Annotated in this window: 8 protein-coding genes; 5 read left to right on the forward strand and 3 right to left on the reverse strand. The window is 63.8% G+C overall.

Going from position 1 to position 18,461, the window contains the following annotated elements:
* Window positions 1-20: 20 nt before the first annotated feature.
* The 3 genes from D7Y04_RS39350 to D7Y04_RS39360 form a co-directional block, all read right to left on the reverse strand.
* Entirely contained in the window at window positions 21-4,454 is a 4,434-nt protein-coding gene (locus D7Y04_RS39350; protein WP_121762657.1) for a hypothetical protein, read from the reverse strand.
* A gap of 99 nt (window positions 4,455-4,553) precedes the next feature.
* Window positions 4,554-5,948: an undecaprenyl-phosphate glucose phosphotransferase gene (locus D7Y04_RS39355; protein ID WP_121752662.1), complete on the reverse strand. Its 1,395-nt coding sequence runs from the start codon at window positions 5,946-5,948 to the stop codon at window positions 4,554-4,556.
* A 218-nt stretch (window positions 5,949-6,166) separates the two neighbouring features.
* The gene (locus D7Y04_RS39360) at window positions 6,167-7,297 is read right to left on the reverse strand and encodes a glycosyltransferase (RefSeq protein WP_121762658.1); all 1,131 of its coding nucleotides are present in this window, start codon (window positions 7,295-7,297) and stop codon (window positions 6,167-6,169) included.
* A 92-nt stretch (window positions 7,298-7,389) separates the two neighbouring features.
* Here D7Y04_RS39360 and D7Y04_RS39365 point away from each other — a divergent pair, with 92 nt between their 5' ends.
* From D7Y04_RS39365 to D7Y04_RS39385, 5 genes are all read left to right on the forward strand, one after another.
* Window positions 7,390-8,451, forward strand: a complete 1,062-nt coding sequence (locus D7Y04_RS39365; RefSeq protein WP_233601793.1) for a glycosyltransferase family 1 protein — start codon at window positions 7,390-7,392, stop codon at window positions 8,449-8,451.
* A gap of 2,581 nt (window positions 8,452-11,032) precedes the next feature.
* Complete coding sequence (locus D7Y04_RS44215; RefSeq protein WP_147477289.1) at window positions 11,033-12,355, forward strand: hypothetical protein; 1,323 nt, start codon at window positions 11,033-11,035, stop codon at window positions 12,353-12,355.
* Between the two features lie 122 nt (window positions 12,356-12,477).
* Window positions 12,478-14,727 carry a patatin-like phospholipase family protein gene (locus D7Y04_RS39375; protein WP_370457312.1) on the forward strand — a complete coding sequence of 750 codons (2,250 nt, stop codon included), beginning with the start codon at window positions 12,478-12,480 and terminating at the stop codon, window positions 14,725-14,727.
* A 299-nt stretch (window positions 14,728-15,026) separates the two neighbouring features.
* The gene (locus D7Y04_RS39380) at window positions 15,027-16,637 is read left to right on the forward strand and encodes an AAA family ATPase (protein WP_121762661.1); all 1,611 of its coding nucleotides are present in this window, start codon (window positions 15,027-15,029) and stop codon (window positions 16,635-16,637) included.
* A 1,089-nt stretch (window positions 16,638-17,726) separates the two neighbouring features.
* A complete protein-coding gene (locus D7Y04_RS39385; protein ID WP_121762662.1) occupies window positions 17,727-18,164 on the forward strand; it encodes a hypothetical protein in 438 nt (145 codons plus the stop codon).
* Window positions 18,165-18,461: the final 297 nt, after the last annotated feature.

Genomic DNA, 18,461 nt, shown 5'->3' on the forward strand with positions numbered 1-18,461 from the left:
GCTCCGGAGCCCTTCGTGTTTCAGGGGAAGCGATGGAGGCGGGTGCAGATCTCCACGGCCCTGTCCGCGATGCGGCCCAGCTCTTCCAGCATGGCGACCTCCAGGGGCGAGGGGCCGTGCTCCGCGACGAAGAAGGCCACGGGCTGGCCGCGCGAGTGGAGCGGGAAGACGAGCAGGTGGGACTCGGACTCGCCGCACAGCGCGGAGAAGATGGCCTCGTCCTGAGGCACTTGCGGGGCGCTGAAGACGCTGGGGCTGGGGCCGTTCAGGGCGGAGGTGAAGAGGGACGGCGCGTCCAGGTCCACCTTGAGCGCGGTGACCTCCGGACGATCGCTGCCAGGCCCCCAGGCACGGCCCACGCGCGCGAGCCCGAAGCTGTCACCCAGGAGGAACGCCCGGCGGAAGCGGCCCGCGCTGTAGGCCAACAGCACCTTGCCGACCATGCCCTGTGAGTCCGCCGTGTCGAGCGCGGAGAGGACCTGTTCCGCGGAGACGGCGGGACCGTGCGTCGGCGTGTCGGTGGACGCGCTGGCGGCGGCGAGCAGGGCCTGGGCGGGATCGACCTGCTCGGAGGCCTGCGGCTGCCACGGCTGCTGCATGAACTCCCATGCGGAGGCCAGGGCCACGCCGTCCTCGGACGCAGCGGGCGCGGCGGCGGGGACGTCCAGGTCGACGACGCGGTCCGCCCAGGTGGTCTCCGGGTTGTGGCCCACGGAGCCCTCCCCTTCCCCGCCGCCCTGCCAACCCACGAACTCCCACGTGGAGGCGAGCTGCATGGGTTCCTCGGAGGAGGTGGGCAGGTCATCGAGCGCGATGGGCGTCCGGTCGCGGACGGGCGCTGGAGACGCGGCCACGAGGCGCGGCTTCGGCAGGGCCACGGGCTCTTCGGCGGGCGGCGGCGTGGCGACGGGTTCGGGTGCCACTTCCGCGTGGGAGACGAGGGCGACCTCGAACTCCGGGGGGACTTCGGCTTGATGCTCCTCGGTGGGCGCGGGGCTGGGGGCCTCCGCCGGAGGATCGGTGCTCACGGAGTCGGACTTCGGTGCGGCGGCGACCTGCCAGGACTCGGCCTCCGAAGACGCGGAGGGCTTCTGCGAGTCTCCCGCCAGGCTGAACTCGAGCGCGTCGGATTCAGCGTCCTGCGCGGCAGAGGCAATGACAAACGCCTCCGGAACGTTCGCTTCAGGCGAAGGCTCCGTGGAGGTGGACGCCTCCGAGGGGAGGCTCTCCGGCTTCGAGGCTTCGAGGGCGACGGGCGCTTCCGGAACGGCCGCGAACTCCGTCGCCTCCAACAGTCCGCCATTCTTCGGGGCGGCAGGCGTGGCGAGGGATTCCTGCGCGGGTGCGTCCTTCGCGCCAGCCGTGGCTGCGTCAGGCGCGGCGTCCCAGACGGGTTCTGCCTCGGGAATGGGCTGGGGCTCGTGCGGCTCGGCGGCCATCACGCCTGCGACTTCGAGCACGCCCGTGGCTTCGGTGGCCTGAGGCGCCTGCGGCTCGGCGGACACCACCTCTTCGACTTCGAGCACGCCCGTGGCTTCGGCGGCCTGGGCCCTTTGGGGCTCGGCGGAAATCACCGCTTCGACATCGAGCACGCCTGTGGCTTCGGCGGCCGGCGCCTCGTGTGGCTCGGCGGAAATCACCGCTTCGACTTCGAGCACGCCTGTGGCTTCGGCGGCCGGCGCCTCGTGTGGCTCGGCGGAAATCACCGCTTCGACTTCGAGCACGCCTGTGGCTTCGGCGACCGGCGCCTCGTGTGGCTCGGCGGCCATCACCGCTTCGACTTCGAGGACGTCCGTGGCTTCGGCGGCCTGAGGCGCGTGCGGCTCAGCGGCAATCACGTCCTCGACTTCGAGAACGTCCGTGGCATCGGCGGCGTGCGGCGCGGCGGAAACCACATCTTCGACTTCGAGAACGTCCGTGGCATCGGCGGCGTGCGGCGCGGCGGAAACCACATCTTCGACTTCGAGGACGTCCGTGGCTTCGGCGGCGCGCGGCTCAGCGGAAATCACATCTTCGACTTCGAGGATGTCCGTGGCTTCGGTGGCCTGGGCCTTCTGTGGCTCGGCGGCCATCACCGCTTCGACTTCGAGCACGTCCGCAGCTTCGGCAACCAGCGCCTCGTGTGGCTCGGCGGAAATCACGTCCTCGACGTCGAGGATGTCCGCAGCCTCCGCAGCGATCGCGGCGGGCAGCTCCGCGGACACGGCGTCCACGTCTTCGAGGATGTCATCGTCGGAGAGATCATCCCCGGTCAGGACCGCCGCGGACTCAGACACCTTCTCGGAAGTGGCCGCGATAGGTGCGGCGTCGAGCAGCTCGGGACTCGGAGTGACGTCGGCGTCGGCGAGAAGCTCTGCGTCCAGCACCAGCTCAGACAACGACGAACTCGGGGCGGGCGTGGCGATGGCGGCGTCTGCCTTCGCATTCAACGGTGCATCCGCGACGTCCGCAGCCACCTGCTTCGCGGGAGCGGCAGCAGTGAATGCATCGCCCCACTCACCTCCGAGGTCCGGCACCGAATCACTGGCTGCCGGGACTTCCTCGACGGAGGCCACCACGGGAGCCACGGCCGCCGTGATGGTTCGAGTCACTCCGGAAGGACGTCGAGCCGCTGGGGGCTGGGCTCCACCGGAAGACCGTTCCATGACAGGAATTGAGGCACCCGCCACGTCCTGGGGAATCCCTGCCAGCGCAGCCCCCGCAACTGGCGAAGCCTGGGCCGTTCGCGCACCCGCAGGAGCGAGGCCCACGGAGACACTCGCCTCCCCAGACAGCCCTTGAGGCGCAATGGCAGGCACACTGCCTTGAGCGGCAATCGCTGCCCCAGACAGGCCTTGGGTTCCATTCGCCGGACCAGACATCCCGTGAGCCGTCGCGGGAGACAGCACATTCGTCGCGCCCTGGGCCATCGCGGCCGGAGGTACGGCGACAGCACCTGGACGAGGCGGCGGAACGAACGCCGGAGCACCAGGAGGAGGCACGGCGACACCTGGTGCGCCAGCAGCCACCGAAGGCACGACTCCAGAGGGAGGCCCCTGCCGCGGCGGCGCACCCGGAGGAGGTGGCTGGACGGGACGTCCCTGCACGGCATTCGGCGGCATGGCGCCAGGAGGCCCCATCGGGCGCGCACCCGGAGGAGCCCCGACACCGGGAACCCCAGGCGCGGGCGGAGGACGCTGCCCCGGAGGAACAGGCCCCGCGCCACCTGGAGCCATCATCACCGGCGCGGGCATGCCCGGCGGAGGCCGAGGCGCCGCTCCCGGCGGCATGCCCGGAGCTCCCGGCGGAGGCCCCGCGCGGACCATCCCCGGTGGCATCGGTGCGCCCGGAGGCCCCACGGGTCGCGGCCCCGGCACTCCAGGAGCGGCGGGACGCATACCCGGAGGCGGCGTCTTCGGCACAGCGGGGATTCCCGTCGCGGAAGGCCGAGCCGCCGGAGGCACGGGCCCGCCCCGTCCAATCATCCCGGGTGGCTGAACTCCCGGCGGAGGCGCCGCACGCGGAGGCATTCCCGCACCCGGCGGAACCGCTCCAGGCACAACGCCCATCGGCGCAGCCCCAGGCGGAGCAACTCCCGGAGCCGCCGGCAGCCCCGGAGCCGCGGACGGAAGCCCACCCGCCGCACCCTGCCGGGCCACCAAGCCCGGAGGCTGTGCCGCCAATCGCGGCGGCGCGGCCGGAGGACTCCCACCGGGCCGAGCCGCCTCAATGACAGGCGGAGCCCGCACCGGCTCGCCCATCACGATGTCCGGAAGCTCCTCGCCGATGATGGCCGCGTCGGCGATGTCCGCGTCGGACTCCGAATCCTCCGAGTCATCACTGAGGAACTGTCCCGGCGCGAGCCCGCCGAACATCCCCGCGACCTCGGGCTCCGCGCGCACGGGCGCGGGCGGAGGCGGCACGGCCGGCGGCGGCACGACCACCGGCGCCGCCATGGAAACAGGGGCGACAGGCGCCACAGCCGCCATGGACACCGAACGGCGCGCGGGCAGCGGAATGGTCGGCTTCAGCGCGCGCGTCGGCCGGTCGATGTCGTAGCGCTTGCTCAGGTAGTGGAAGAGCCGCAGCTCCGGCACCACGTACGGGACGATGCGCATGCCGGTGATGAACCCGAGCGCATCCGTGGTCTGCAGATCCAACGGGTTGGCCATCGCGACCTTCAGCCGCCGGCCCTCCACCGCGAGCGGGAACGCCTGGTGCTTCTCCGCCTGATCCGCGTTGAGCAGCTTCAGCGTCGCGTCCGTGACGGCGTCGAAGTCCGCCTCCATCGCGACGGGCAACCGGGTCAGCTCGCCCAGCACCATGCCCACCGTCTCGATGTCGAGGAACCCCAGCTCCACGAGCCGGGAGCCCAACCGGCCTCCATGCACGAGCTGAGCGCTCATGCCCTGGTCGAGCTGCGCCTGCGTCAGGAGGCCCTTGCGGACCAGCGTCAATCCCAGCTTGTCGCCCATGTCGGCCCGCAGTCTAAACGGCTTCGCGGTGCCAATGAGAGGGTGCGCACGAATACGACCTGCGCACCCGTCCTGCTCGCCTGCCCGGTGGCGCCCGGGTCAGTACGCGTTCTTCGACAGGAACCCACCCAGCGCGGTGCGCAGGAGGATCTTCAGGTCCATCAGGAGCGACCAGTTCTCGATGTAGTACAGGTCGTACTCGATGCGCTTCTGGATGGACGTCTGGCCGCGCAGGCCGTTGATCTGCGCCCAGCCGGTGATGCCGGCCTTCACCTTGTGACGCAGGTGGTAGCGCGGAATCTGGCGCTTGAACTCCTCGATGAAGACGGGCCGCTCCGGACGCGGGCCCACGAGGCTCATGTCGCCCCGGAGTACGTTGAAGAACTGGGGCAGCTCATCCAGCGAGTACTTGCGCAGGAACGTGCCCACCGGCGTGCGGCGAGCGTCCACCGCGCTGGCCATGGTGGCGCCCTGGACCTCCGCGTCCACGCGCATGGTGCGGAACTTGAGGATGGCGAAGGTCCGCCCGTCCATGCCCATCCGCTCCTGGCGGTAGAGGATGGGGCCCTTGCTGGTGAGGCGCACCAGCAGGGCGGTGAACACCATCATCGGCGCGCTGACGGCGATGGCCACCAGGGAGAAGAGCACGTCGAACACGCGCTTGGCCACGCGGCTCCAGCCGTCCATGGGGTCGCCCTGGAGGCTGATGATGGGCAGGCCGCCGAACTCCTCCAGGCCGCCGTACAGGGTGATGTACTGGTACAGGTCCGGCACCACCTTGACGTCCACGGTGCGCAGCGCCAGCTGTTCCATCAGCGGCTTCACGCGCGCCTGGTCCTCCAGCGGCACGGCGATGATGACCTGATCCACGGGGTGGGCATCCAGGTAGGACTCCACCTCGCCCACGTGGCCCACCACGCGCACGCCGCCCACCCACTGGCCGACCTTCTCCTCCTTCAGCGCCAGCACGCCCGTCACGCGGAAGCCCAGCTCGCGGTGGCTCTCCACGGTCTCGATGGTGCGCAGCCCCAGCTCCTCCTCGCCGATGACGAGGATGGACTTGAGGTTGTAGCCGCGCCGGCGCACCTCGCTGAGCAGGTGGCGCATGACCATGCGCGACAGCGCGATGAGCGTGAAGGCGTAGACGACGAAGATGGCCAGCGTGAGGCGCGAGTAGCGCTCGCGGATGAAGTACGTCACCGCCACCAGCACGAGCGTCGCGGTGATGGTGGCCTTGAAGAGCTCGAACAGCTCCCCCATGTGCGAGCGCGCGCGGTTGGTCGCGTACAGCCGCGCCCGCTGGAACGTCATCGGGAAGATGACCAGCACCATCACCAGGGAGACGAACGTCTCACCCGGGGGCGGGACGCCCTCCGTGATGGGGAACACGCCGCTGAAGCGGGTGAAGTACGCGAGCACGAACGCCACCCCGAGCATCCCCGCGTCGGCGGCGACCTTGATGGACGTGTAGAAGCGCTGCAGGCGACCAAACACCGCGGTGACTCCTGACGGGGGACGAGGACCGTCCGTCGGATGCAAGACACGCACCCTGAGCCCCGGGAGCCCTCAAGCGCCCGGGCCCCTCCCCCGGCGCGGCGTCCTATCACGTGTTTTTCCGTGAAACCAAGGGGTTGCACCGGAGGGCAGCGGACACAAGACGTCCCGCCGAGCGGGCAGGCCTCGGGAAACTGGGGACGGCGCGGACAGCGTTGTCACACCGCTGGGGAGGACGGGGACATGCCGAGCAGGGCCTCCACCTCCGCCTGGATGGCCTGCTGGAAGCGGGCGCGGCTGAAGCGCTCGGCCTGGGCGCGGGCGTCCTCCGGCCGGAAGGACTGCTCCCAGGCGTCGAACTGGCGCACGGCGGCGGCGAGGGACGCGGGGGTCTGCTCCGGGAAGAAGAGGCCCGTCTTCGAGGTGACGGTCTCCAGGGCGCCGCCCTTGCCGAAGGCGATGACGGGGCGGCCGGTGGCCTGGGCCTCCAGGGGGGTGATGCCGAAGTCCTCCTCGGGGGTGAAGAGGAGCGCGCGGGCGTCTCGGTAGAGGGCGGGGAGCGCGCTGTCCGGCACGTTGCCGAGGAACCGGATGTGGGGCGGAAGCGGCCCGGACGTGAGGCGCGAGGCTTCCTGCCCCGTGCCCACGACCCACAGAGGCGTGTCCAGGGTGCGGAAGGCCTCCAGGGCGACGTCCAGGCGCTTGTAGGGGGCGAAGGCGCCGAGCCACAGGAAGTAGCCGCCCTGCCCTCCCCCTTCGAGCGGCATCTGGGTGAAGCGTTCGAGCTCCACGGGGGGCGGGACGACGGAGGCGTCGCGGTCCCAGAAGCGGCGGATCTTCCCGGCGATGTGCTGGGAGTTGGCGACGATGCGGTCCACGCGCTGGGTGGAGGTGCGGTCCCAGCGTTGGAGGTAGGGGCGCACGGCGAGGGCGGCGGCGCGCACGGGGAGGCGGGTGCGGCCGGGGCCGAAGTACTCGTCGAACAGGTCCCACATGTACCGCATGGGAGCGTGGACGTAGCTCAGGTGGGGCACGCCGGGAGGCGCATGGATGCCCTTGGCGACGCAGTGGCTGGAGGACAGGACGAGGTCGTAGTCGCCGGTGATGCGCAGGGCTTCGATGGCGCGGGGGAACAGCGGCAGGAAGTGCCGGTAGCGCGAGTGGATGCCGGGGATGTGCTGGAGGAACGACGTGGTGATGCGCCGGTCCTCGATGCGAGGGGACTGGCTGCCCGGCTGGTGGATGAGGGTGTAGAGGTCCGCGCTGGGGAACAGTTCGCAGAGGGCGTCGAGGACGCGTTCTCCGCCGCGGTGGGTGACGAGCCAGTCGTGGACGAGGGCGACCTTCACGGGTGGGCCTTCTAGCACTGGCGCGGCGGTGCGGGGGGAAGGCGGCGTGTGGTAGGCCAGGGAGCGTGCCTTCTGTCCTGCTCGATTTGAGAATGGTGCGCGGTCAGCTCCACGGCATCGCGAGGTACGCGCTGGAGCTGGCGCGCCGGCTGCCCGCCCTGGCCCCGGACCTGGAGTTCTCCGCGCTGGTGCCGGCGAAGGGCCTGCCGGATGACCTGGGCGACCTGACGCCGACGATTCCGCTGCACCGGTCGAGGGCCGGGTATCTGTCGCCGACGGAGCAGCCGCTGCTGGCGTACGAGCTGGCGAAGTTGAAGCCGGATCTGTTCCACGCGACGTCGTTCTCGTTGCCCCTGTTCTGGCCGGGCAAGTTGGTGGCCACGTTGCACGACGCGAACCACCTGGCGCTGGCGGACCAGTACACGCCGGTGCAGGCGATTTATTACAAGGCCGTGGTGGGACCACGGGCGCGGTTGGCGACTGCGCTCATTACCGTGTCTGACTTCTCCCGGGAGGAGCTGGGGAAGTACCTGAAGATGTCGCCGTACCGGTTCCAGGTGATCCACAACGGCGTGGATTCGCGGTTCCAGCCGCCCACGGTGAGTGAGGCGAAGGCATTCCGGGAACGGCACGAGTTGCCGGAGCGGTACATCGCGGTCGTGGGCAACGCGAAGCCGTTCAAGAACCTGGCGATGCTGGGGAAGTTCGCTCCGGACCTGCCGGTGCCACTGGTGTTGCTCGCGGGTAGGGGCGCGGTGGCACACGAAGTGGGACTGCACGAGAACGTCATCGATCTGGAGCAACTGCCTGAGTCGGAGATGCCGTTGTTCTATGGGGCCGCTACGGCGCTGCTCCTGCCGTCGAAGTACGAGGGATTTGGATTGCCTGCGCTGGAAGCCATGGCGTCCGGGTGCCCTGTCATCGCAGCGGACACGACTGCATTGCCGGAAGTTGTAGGGGAAGCGGCGCTGCGAGTCCCTCCCGACGATGCGAAGTCCTGGCACGAAACAACGCTACGAGTTCTCAGAGACGAGAACCTGCGCCGGAATCTGATAGAGCTGGGTCGAGAGCGAGCGGACAGGTTCACCTGGGATAGATGCGCCCAACAGTCTCTCGGCGTCTTCCGACGATCCCTCCAGCAGAAACACCCCTAGAATGTGTCCCGAAATTCCCAACCACAAAAGAGAACTGGCAGCACCAACATATCGACAAACAAAGCCATCCCGCCCCCAGGCCCACACCTAAGCATAGGCCTCGCCTGGAGATAACCCACCAAGACAGACAATGGTCCCTACCGCACTGCGTATCACTGGGCTAGACCTCGACACTTGGTCCGCCACGCCGAAGGCGGAAACACAGCTCCCAGTCCTCATTCGTCGCCTGCTCAGCACACAAGCACCAATGGGCAGCCGCCTCCAGTTTCGCGGGGATGCTGGCGTGCGCCTTGCTGGTTACGACGGCATCACTGACATTGCCCAGCCCGTGCTTGACGCTCCTGCTGGCCTTGCTGTCTGGGAGCTATCGGTCAATGGGAGACCCGAGAAGAAAGCCAATGATGACTATTCAAAGCGTACAGAAGACCCACTTGAGATAAGCCCTACCTCAGCAACATATGTGGCACTCACATCCAGACACTGGCCGGGGAAAGAAGCATGGGCCCAAGAAAAACGAGCCAAGGGCTACTGGAAAGAAGTAAGAGCGCTCGACGCTGATGATATTGCCAGATGGCTTGAATGCAGTCCCTCTGTGACAGCATGGTTTTCATGTGAAGAACTAGGTCGTCCTATCAACCAACTCGCCGATCCACACACCTTTTTGGCTGCTTGGAGCGAGCGGACCACACCACCACTCCCTCCCAATGCGCTATTGGCTGGGCGAAATGAGCTAGCGACCCGTATTCGCGCCTGGGCACAAGGCGGACCATCCGTTCTAAGAGTGAGGGGGGAGACCCACGAAGAGGCACTCCATTTTGCCGCAGCCGCCCTAACTGACGGCGCGCCAAACGAGAGCATCGCAACTCGCGTGGTAATTGCTCGCAACACCGAATCTCTAGAGTGGCTACTTGCAAGCCCTACACACCAGTCGCTCATTCTCCTCGCGAGCTTCCCCGACGCAAACGCACGTACTGTCTCCATGCGTGAGCACCATCTCTTACTGACTCTCGGACGAGAGGAGTCACCAAGAGGAAACGACTTCATAGAACTCCTTCCTCTTGAGCGTCCAGCGCTGCAGTCCTCATTGATGCGCGTAATGGATTCGGGTGAAGCACACCGCGTAACGTGGGCCTCGGGTGGAAGCATAGGTGCGTTGCAGCGCCTACTCGGCCATATAGCTCGTGCAGAATGGGCTTCAACTACTCCATCAGCAGAGATGAGAACAATGCTCCTCCTTGGAGCATGGCATCCAGACACGCAAGGAGATTGCAATCTCGTTGAGCGCCTCTCCGGACGGACTGTGGACGAGGTGGAAGCCTTTTGCGCCTCCCTCGAAATCACCAGGGTCATCCGACGCAAGGACCGAGCATGGACGTGGCGGTCTGCACATGATGCATGGGCGCATCTTGCGAGCTATCTCACGCAAGGGCAATTAAGGACGCTCACAGACATATCATGTGAAGTGCTTGGCGAGGAAGATCCTGAGGCCGGAGCCGATTTGACGCAACGATTCCTACTCGCAGTAACTGGGAAACGCCGCCAATACTCCGCTTCGCTCCGCGCTGGTCTTGCAGACTCTCTTGCGATTCTCGCTAATTTAACGACCCAGGGACTACCGAGAGGAACCGCCCAGCGTCGCATCCTCGTATCTAACGTCGTGCGCAAGGTTCTTACTCCACCCTGGCAGCGCTGGGCTGCGCTTGCTCCTGAGTTGCCTACACTGGCCGAGGCTGCGCCCGAGGCATTTCTTGATGCAGTGGAGGAGAGTCTTGCTGCTCGTGAAAGCCAGGGTGTAGCTGGGCTCTTTGCTGCGGAGCACAAAGGCTTCGGCCCTACTCCCCATGTTCCATTACTCTGGGCCCTCGAGACGCTCGCGTGGGAACCATCTCGCCTCCGCCGGGTGGTGCATAGTCTCGCACGGCTTGCAGCGGCAGACCCCGGAGGACCGGTGGACAACCGCCCCGCGCGCAGTCTCAAGGCACTCCTAAACCCAGTGTGGCCGCAGACGTTCGCTACGACTTCTGAACGTCTTGATGCACTACATAGTCTTTGGGCAATTGAACCGACAGTGGCATGGAAGGTGGGCCTTGACTTAATACCGACGCCACTAAGCGACTGGCGTGGAACTCACAGGCCGGCGTTCCTTCCAGAACTACCTTCTCGACGTCGATCAGACAGGCCTCAGAATGACATGGCGATGCAGGCTGGCGTCCTAGACTCCCTACTGCGCTATGCTGGAGAAGAACCAGAGTATTGGGTTGACATCCTCAGTCAGGCTGGAACTTGGCCGATAGAAGCACAAACCTCAGTACTGGGGAAACTACTTATTCATGCGCCAGTGGTCCGCAGCCGCGACAAGACAAGACGCGTTTGGGGAGCGGCACGCGAGCACCTTGTACAAATCTTGGTGGAGGCAAAGTATGGGGGGCACCACTCCAACGACGAGGAGAACCAAGCGCGTCGCATATACCAGGCACTTGAGCCAGAGGACGCAGTTGGACGTATAGCTTGGCTCTTCGCGCCGAATCCTCGCGCTCCCCAGGCGGCCCAGCTTGAACCGCAGGAGATGGAACTCTGTCACATGCGGCTTCGCCACGAATCCCTTCAACTACTCGCTGAAGACCCAGAATTCCTAAGCAAGCTACATCGACTCATCTACGAAGCAGAATCGCCAGCGCTGCTTGGTTTCGCACTTGGTGAGTTAGGACACTACAGCCTTGAGGATCTCCTCCTGAATCTGCCAGTTGGCATTGATGACCAGCACAGCGATCTTTTGCGCGGCTTCATCGCAGCGAAGCACAATCATTCGGGAACTCCATGGCTGATGTCCGCACTCAAGTACCTCGTTCAAAATGGGCGCATGAACGATGCAGCGCGGGCGACTGCTGACCTTGTTCCTGGAACCTCATTGTGGAGCTTGATTGAGCAAGTGGGGAATGGGTTGCCCGAAACATACTGGAAGCTGCTCGGCCCAGACATCTACGGAGAACTCACAAGGAACGAACGCCTACACGCCATACGACGCCTACTTGAAGCAAGTCGGCCCGCATCAGCCCTGGTCGTACTGAGCCACTGGAACCGTAAGCACGATGACCCGCCTCCATCAGAGATCATACTTGAAACACTGGAGGCGTGTATCGCAGATGCCGACTCACTCAGAACTCTCAGCACACCCGGCGGCATTGGCTATCGCATCAACAACGTCCTCGGCATGCTGGGGAAACTTGAGGAGCGGGGACTTGAACGCGCCATCAGAATTGAATCCTTCTTTCTGCCTTTGCTTGGCCAGTTCGGTGGCACACCACGCCTCTTTCGTGCTCTCGGAGAAACGCCTCGCCTCTTTGCTCTTGCAGTATCACTGGCGCATTCCCCTGACGAAGACATGGCAACAGACAGCGACCTCCAAAAACAAACCAATAGCCGACGCGCTGCGCTCGACATCCTCCATACATGGAAGGGGACACCGGGGGAACAGGCTAGTTCGCCGGAAGAGAGAGACGCTGTCGTAGAAGCTTGGTGTCGTGCGGTCGGGCAGGAACTCACGACGACCGCGCTGCGGGAAATGGGATGGCGGCAACTAGCCTGCGTTTTAGCAAGATCCCCCAGTCTAGACGGTGTATGGCCTTGTCGCGCAGCACGAAATCTCTTAGAGGAAGGAATCCATCCAGAACTGAGAAGGTTCATGCGCACAGCCAAGTGGAACCTGCGCGGGCTGGTCATGAGGTCTTCAGACGAAGGAGGAGCGCAGGAACGAGACCTCGCCACTCGATTTCGTAAGGATGAGGTAGAACTCCGGGCTCAGGGGTTCTCGGTTGCCGCGACCTTGGCCCGAGAGCTTGCGGAACGCTACGATTGGGAATCAGAGGATGAGGATTCTCAAGCAGCCGAGTGGCGCGACCCGTGAACGATTCGCGCAACACAATCGGCTCATGGCGCCATGGCAAAACACGCCAGGACAGTGAATTGAGGCTCGACACGTCTCGTAGGCATAGACTTACAGTCTTGAGGTTCGGCGCCTTCGCCTGTTTGCTGCTCTTGATGGCGACTAACGCGAATGCCCAAGTTCTTCCGGCCCTTCAGTCTGTGACCCCAAAGGCCGTGTCTCTGACCGTAAGCGGCGGCGTGTCCCTGGGGACGTATGAGGCCGGGTTCCTGTACTACTCAGGGACGTCCTCCCAAGGGGAACGCGCCGTGGATCTGCGGCTCGTGACGGGCGCCTCTGCGGGAAGCCTCAATGCCTTGCTGGCGATCATGGCGACCTGTGGCGTGGATGCGTCCACGCCGGGCCAGTCGTTGTTCTGGGACATCTGGGTTCCCATCGGGTTCAACGACCTCTTCATCCCGACATCGACGACGCCGCTCGGTGTCTTCTCCCGGGACGCGCTGGAGCGGCGCGCCTCCCATATCGAACAGGCCTGGAATCGAGGCCTGGACCGCTCTTGCGACGTGGTGCTCGGAGTTTCGACGACGCGCCTTTCACCTCGAGCCCTCCAAGCCGCCAATGGACGGCTCGACCTGCCTCGGCTCGAAGAGAAGTTCGCCATCCGCATCCAGGGGCGCGGGCCCGGACGCGCTCCTCGCGCGACGAACTACACCACTCGCGAGGGCCGACGCCTGGAGCTGTTACTCGAAACAGACGACCACGGGGAGATCCCCTTCGCGAACCTGCGCGAACTCCTCCTCGCATCCATGTCATTCCCCATCGCGTTCCCGCCCCAACCCCTGCGGACCTGCGCGCCGAAAGCCTCCACGAAGCCAGGGGTCTGCCTGCCTCCGGAGGCGACGCGCGAGCTCTTCATCGATGGTGGCGTCTTCGACAACACACCCCTGCGTCTGGCCGTGGGACTTGCTCGCGACGGTCTTCGCGAAACCGCGGACGGCAAGTTGGAGTGGCGTCCCGTTCCCAATCCGGATGTGCGCACGACGCCTCCCGGCGTCGCCTTCGCATTCATCGACCCGGACGCCACGGAGTACCCGGTCGCACCGCCTGCACAAGCGGGGGCAGGACCTGCGTCCCTGCCGGGGACACTCGCCGAGATCCTGGCGGCGTTCGTGGACACGGCGCGCTCCAAGGAACTGGCCATGCTCCTGGAGGAGGAGCCGGAGATCGCCAAGCGACTCACCCTGCCCCGCCGGCACTTTCCCGCGGCCGGTGCGCCCCTCTTCGCGTTCCTGGGCTTCTTTGAACGAAGCTTCCGTGTCTTTGACTTCTATCTCGGCATGTATGACGCCCGCCGGATGATGGACGACGCGTTCCTCGAAGGGCGGACGTCAGCGGAGCGGCCTCATGCGGCGGCAATGGATGGTCTTGGCGGATGGCAGCCCTTCGCTTGCATGAGCGCCGTTTACGACTCGCTACCGAGCGCGGAGCAGGCCTGTCAGGGCGAAGCGTTGGAGGACTTCCGGGCGCTGTTGCAGATGTCCCTGGACCAGCTCTACGACGCATGCAGCAAGTCCGCCGCGATCGTTCCCCCAGGCACCTGGCGCAACGCGCACTGTGACCGCGCCATCGCGGGCCAGCCGCCGCCGCATGTCCCAAGCCTTCAGCCCACCGAGTGGCCAGACTGGAAGCAGCGCAAGGACGAATCGGAGCTGTCGTATTCGATGCGGCTGCTGGGCGCCTATGGCTTCGGGTTCCACGACCTGAGCGTGCCGAAAGGCCGAGGCGACCTCGCCGTCCTGCGCATCCGCCATGCACTGGGCGCCGCGGCCACCCGGCTCGCGGCGGTGCAACCTCCCGCCGACAGGCCCACGGTCCGCTTCGCCAGCAAGCTCGCGGTGGACAGCATCAGCTACGAGCCCCAGCGCATGTCGCTGCACATCACGATGGGCCCCACCGCGAGCGAGGTGGGCCTGAGCGTCGGGGCCTCCGAGATGCCGCTGTCATCCGGGCTCAGGTTCGCCGGTGCGCTCGGGTTCAGGGGACTTGAGGACGTCCTGTCCTCCGGCAGCAGCAGCGATCCGTTTGGCGTGGCGCTGACGGGAGGGCTCGAATTCCAGCCCCGTTCAGGGCAGACCTTCCTCTCACAAAGCCGCCTGGCCCTTCGCGCCGGATGGTTGTTCAGCGCGAACGACCATTACGGCACGAGCAGCTGCCCGGCTGGAGGCGCCAGCCACGTGACCGCGTGCTCACGACCGGTGGTCCAGGGGCTCGTGGGCATCACCTTCCTGGAGTTCCTCTGCGCCCAGCTGGTCGGTGAGTGGTACCCGAGCACCGGGTCGCGCAAGACGCTCTGGTCCGTGGCCCCAGGCATCGGCCTGGAGCTTGGGCTTTAATGAGAACCCACCGGAACAAAATCAGCCCCAGAAATCAATGGCGCAGCGCACAACAAGGAGGTCCAAATGGATTTCGTCTCTCTGCATTCAGCGCGAGTTCGAATTTAGCGCAACTGATTCATGCCATCACGCACGCCGCAGTCCAGCAGCAATGTCCGAACCACGCCTTTGCCTTGTCTCCCCATGCTCGAAAGGGAACTTGACAGCAACCGCCAATCCCAACCTTTCCATACACCCTTAGCCGTAGGGCATCGCGTGAAACACGAAGTAAGCACACAACCCATCAATCAGGAGCACAAATGAGTCGCGCCCGCCTATCAAAACTATTCCTCAAGAACTTCAAATCCTATGGCCCCGACGCAGTGGAAATAGATTTCCATCCACTAACACTTCTGGTTGGCCGCAACAACAGCGGGAAAAGCAGCATCATCCAAGCCCTGCTTCTACTAAAGCAAACAATAGACCAAGTACGAGGAAACGAACCACTAACTCTACATGGCACTGTTCCTGTTCCTGCCGGTGATTTGGCCGAAATCACACACGGATGGCAGTTAGGAACTGACGGCGAAGGTCCGACCCTAGCCGTCGAATGGCTCTCAACGGTCAACATCCAAGAAGCGCTGGATCGCGCAGCAAATCCTGACCTGGACGAACTCGCCAAAAACAGCGGCATCGAATGGATAAAAAACCCTCCCCCGTCCATAGAGATGCGAACACGACTTGAAATTAACTATGCCACTCGCGACAAGCGAATTGTCACAACACGCACTGAACTTCGTTCTTGGAACGTCGAAGAGACCGAAACAACTGAAAATCCAACGCTCTCCCTGGTCCTGAAACCCGACGGTGGCTATGACGTGCTTTGGCAAAACGACCCTGGACTAAGCAAACTTGAAGTCGAGTGGGTCCACTTCCTGCCCTTTGTTTCAGTCGACCGGAGAAAGGTTGGCCCGCGCAATTCTGATCGAGGGCGCGCAAACGGGTTCCTGTTGATTTACGACCAACCGCTCGCTGATTTGCAATATCTACTCAGTCGCCTCTCATACCTATCCTCGGCCCGCCCAACACCACAGTCTATTTATCAGCCCGCCGGGGGAGAACTATCCGACGTCGGGATTTCTGGCGAACGAGCGGCGCAAATTCTACACAGTCGCGGACGCGACGCATTTCACTACCTGAAACCAGTGGACCTTCTCAATGACGGCACAGTTCAGGACGAAATAGTCAAACAAAAGCCGCTCATAGAAGCAATCGGGGAGATTTTTGACTTTCTGGGAATACCATCTCGATTCTCGATGGAGGAAATCGCAAACATTGGCTTCATTCTTCACTTCGGAAAAGCCTCGCTTTTCCATGTTGGTCGAGGCATTTCATATTTACTCCCCATCATTGAACTAGGCCTGCTTGGCGACCCTCTTGCGAATCAGGATCTGGGAGGTGACGTCCCACTTGGCGCATATTTGCACCAGATCCAAGAGATTAACCACATCGCAATAGAGGAGCCTGAGAGCCATTTGCACCCTGCCGTGCATGCTCGGCTCGCTCACTTCTTTATCTCTACTGCCATCTGCGGGCGCCAGTGGCTTATCGAAACACACGGCGACCATCTAATCCGACGACTGCGTCGTCTAGCAGCTGCCGCACCGGCCAACAGCGCTATCGAACAGTGGCTCTGCAGTAATGTAGCAGTGCTCGAGGTCACGCAACAGGACGGCCTGAGCCAAGTACGAAAGACATTACTCACTCCTTCTGGAGAGGGCTCGGAGCAATGGCCTGAGGAATTCATGGATCGCGCGCTTGATGAAGAAGATGCAATCTATCTAAAGCGTATCCACAAAGCCCCAGCGCCCACCATATATGAAGGTGTTGAAATCGAGCATCGTTCTCCAGACGAGGACAATGGAGAATAATCGATGCTAGCCATGATAGATCCCGCTTTGTTTTCAGATGCTCTATCCGGCGTGGCCGTGCGCTCCACAACTGCGATCGAAAGAGACCTTGCGCAGGTCGTCAACGTTATAACGGCAGGAAACATCTCCATCGCCGACACACCATACTGGAAACGACTCGATCAGCAGTTAATTCAGCCATTTCTCGCTAAACACCAGTCCGCAAGTGTCCAGCAAGCTGTTCGCAGCCTTCGTCGTCGCGTGAGACAGGTTTTTTGGACGAAACCGCAGCGTGTCACGGCATGGAGTTTCCGTGAACTACTCAATCCAGTACCAGGAAACTGGACGAACGACGCTGTCATCTGTGCTTCAGGACTAATTGACGCAGGACACGACATTCTATTTCTAGTTCGGCTAGTTGAGAATCGAAACCTAAAATGGCACGGTGCGCAGCCTGGCGCAATTACAGAAAAGACGACTTGGAATCTTCGGGTCCTCTCAGCACAAAAAACAGTTCGAATACCCTGCATTTCCAGCATGAGGAACCTTGACGTGAACTGGACATGCCGCTACGACGACCGGCTTCCATCGTCTCACGACGGTGCCAGATTTCCATTCTGTGCTCCTCGGGACTGGTATAAACCTCGGCCAACTGGGGTCACTCCAATAGTGAGCACACTTCAGGGTAGGCCGGCGTGCGTGGACTCTGCTGGTCGTGGATGGGTACGCTCACCGGGCTTTTTAGCACTCGACCATTGGGATGTTCAGATACCTACTGCGCAACGGCATTGGGTTGGCCACCATTACTTAAACATCACAAATGGCTGGCCCCCCTTGGCAAATATGAAACTACCAGGCGTGATTGATCACGGCTTTCAACCAAATTTCGCATCTTGGAACTGCCCATGACAGCGCCAATGATATCCAGCACAGGATTAACAAGAAGCGAGGACAGGATTAACAAGAAGCGAGGATTGAAGCAGCGCGAAGAGAAGTCAGAGTTAACGTATTCGACACGGCTGCGCAGGCGCAGAACGCAGGCGTGCGAAGTAACTAGGCCGCCCGAGCATTCACCATGCTTTTGGCATTCAGCCCACCCGGCTAGCGGCGGTGCAGCCTCCCGCCGACAGGCCCACGGTCCGCTTCGCCAGCAAGCTCGCGGTGGACAGCATCAGCTACGAGCCCCAGCGCATGTCGCTGCACATCACGATGGGCCCCACCGCGAGCGAGGTTGGCCTGAGCGTCGGAGTCTCCGAGATGCCGCTGTCATCCGGGCTCAGGTTCGCGGGTGCACTCGGGTTCAGGGGACTCGAGGACGTCCTGTCCTCCGGCAGCAGCAGCGATCCGTTTGGCGTGGCGCTGACGGGAGGGCTCGAGTTCCAGCCTCGTTCAGGGCAGACCTTTCTCTCACAAAGCCGCCTGGCCCTTCGCGCGGGATGGTTGTTCAGCGCGAACGACCATTACGGCACGAGCAGCTGCCCGGCGGGAGGCGCCAGCCATGTCACTGCATGCTCACGGGTCGCGGTAGGGACGGCTCTTCACCCGTGAAGGCTGGAGCCGCCCCCCGCACAGATCCCAGCGGGCGCTGCTAACGCACTGGGCTCTTGCCTTGAGTGGTGACGTCGAACCGCTCTTCAGGCCAAGGGTGCTGGATACGAGCTTTCGGAAGCCATCGGTCCACCAAGGTCTTCATCCTCGCCCAGTTCGTCCGGTCACGCGTAACCGTCCGGCCAACGACGTGCCGTGAGGGATTGCCGGGGGCGCGGCGCGCAGCGGACGCTTCTGGGTATGCCGAAGCAGGTGGAGAAGCCGGAGTGGGCGCGCATCGCGGAGGCCTTTGAGGCG

It is taken from the genome of Corallococcus sp. AB038B (assembly GCF_003668955.1).
Taxonomy (GTDB): Bacteria; Myxococcota; Myxococcia; order Myxococcales; family Myxococcaceae; genus Corallococcus; species Corallococcus exiguus.

Excerpts from the sequence above, each read along its gene's own strand:
- D7Y04_RS39350 (WP_121762657.1), bottom strand. The coding sequence starts at position 4,454 with ATGGGCGACAAGCTGGGATTGACGCTGGTCCGCAAGGGCCTCCTGACG.
- D7Y04_RS44215 (WP_147477289.1), top strand. The coding sequence starts at position 11,033 with ATGCGGCTTCGCCACGAATCCCTTCAACTACTCGCTGAAGACCCAGAA.
- D7Y04_RS39380 (WP_121762661.1), top strand. The coding sequence starts at position 15,027 with ATGAGTCGCGCCCGCCTATCAAAACTATTCCTCAAGAACTTCAAATCC.
- D7Y04_RS39365 (WP_233601793.1), top strand. The coding sequence starts at position 7,390 with ATGGTGCGCGGTCAGCTCCACGGCATCGCGAGGTACGCGCTGGAGCTG.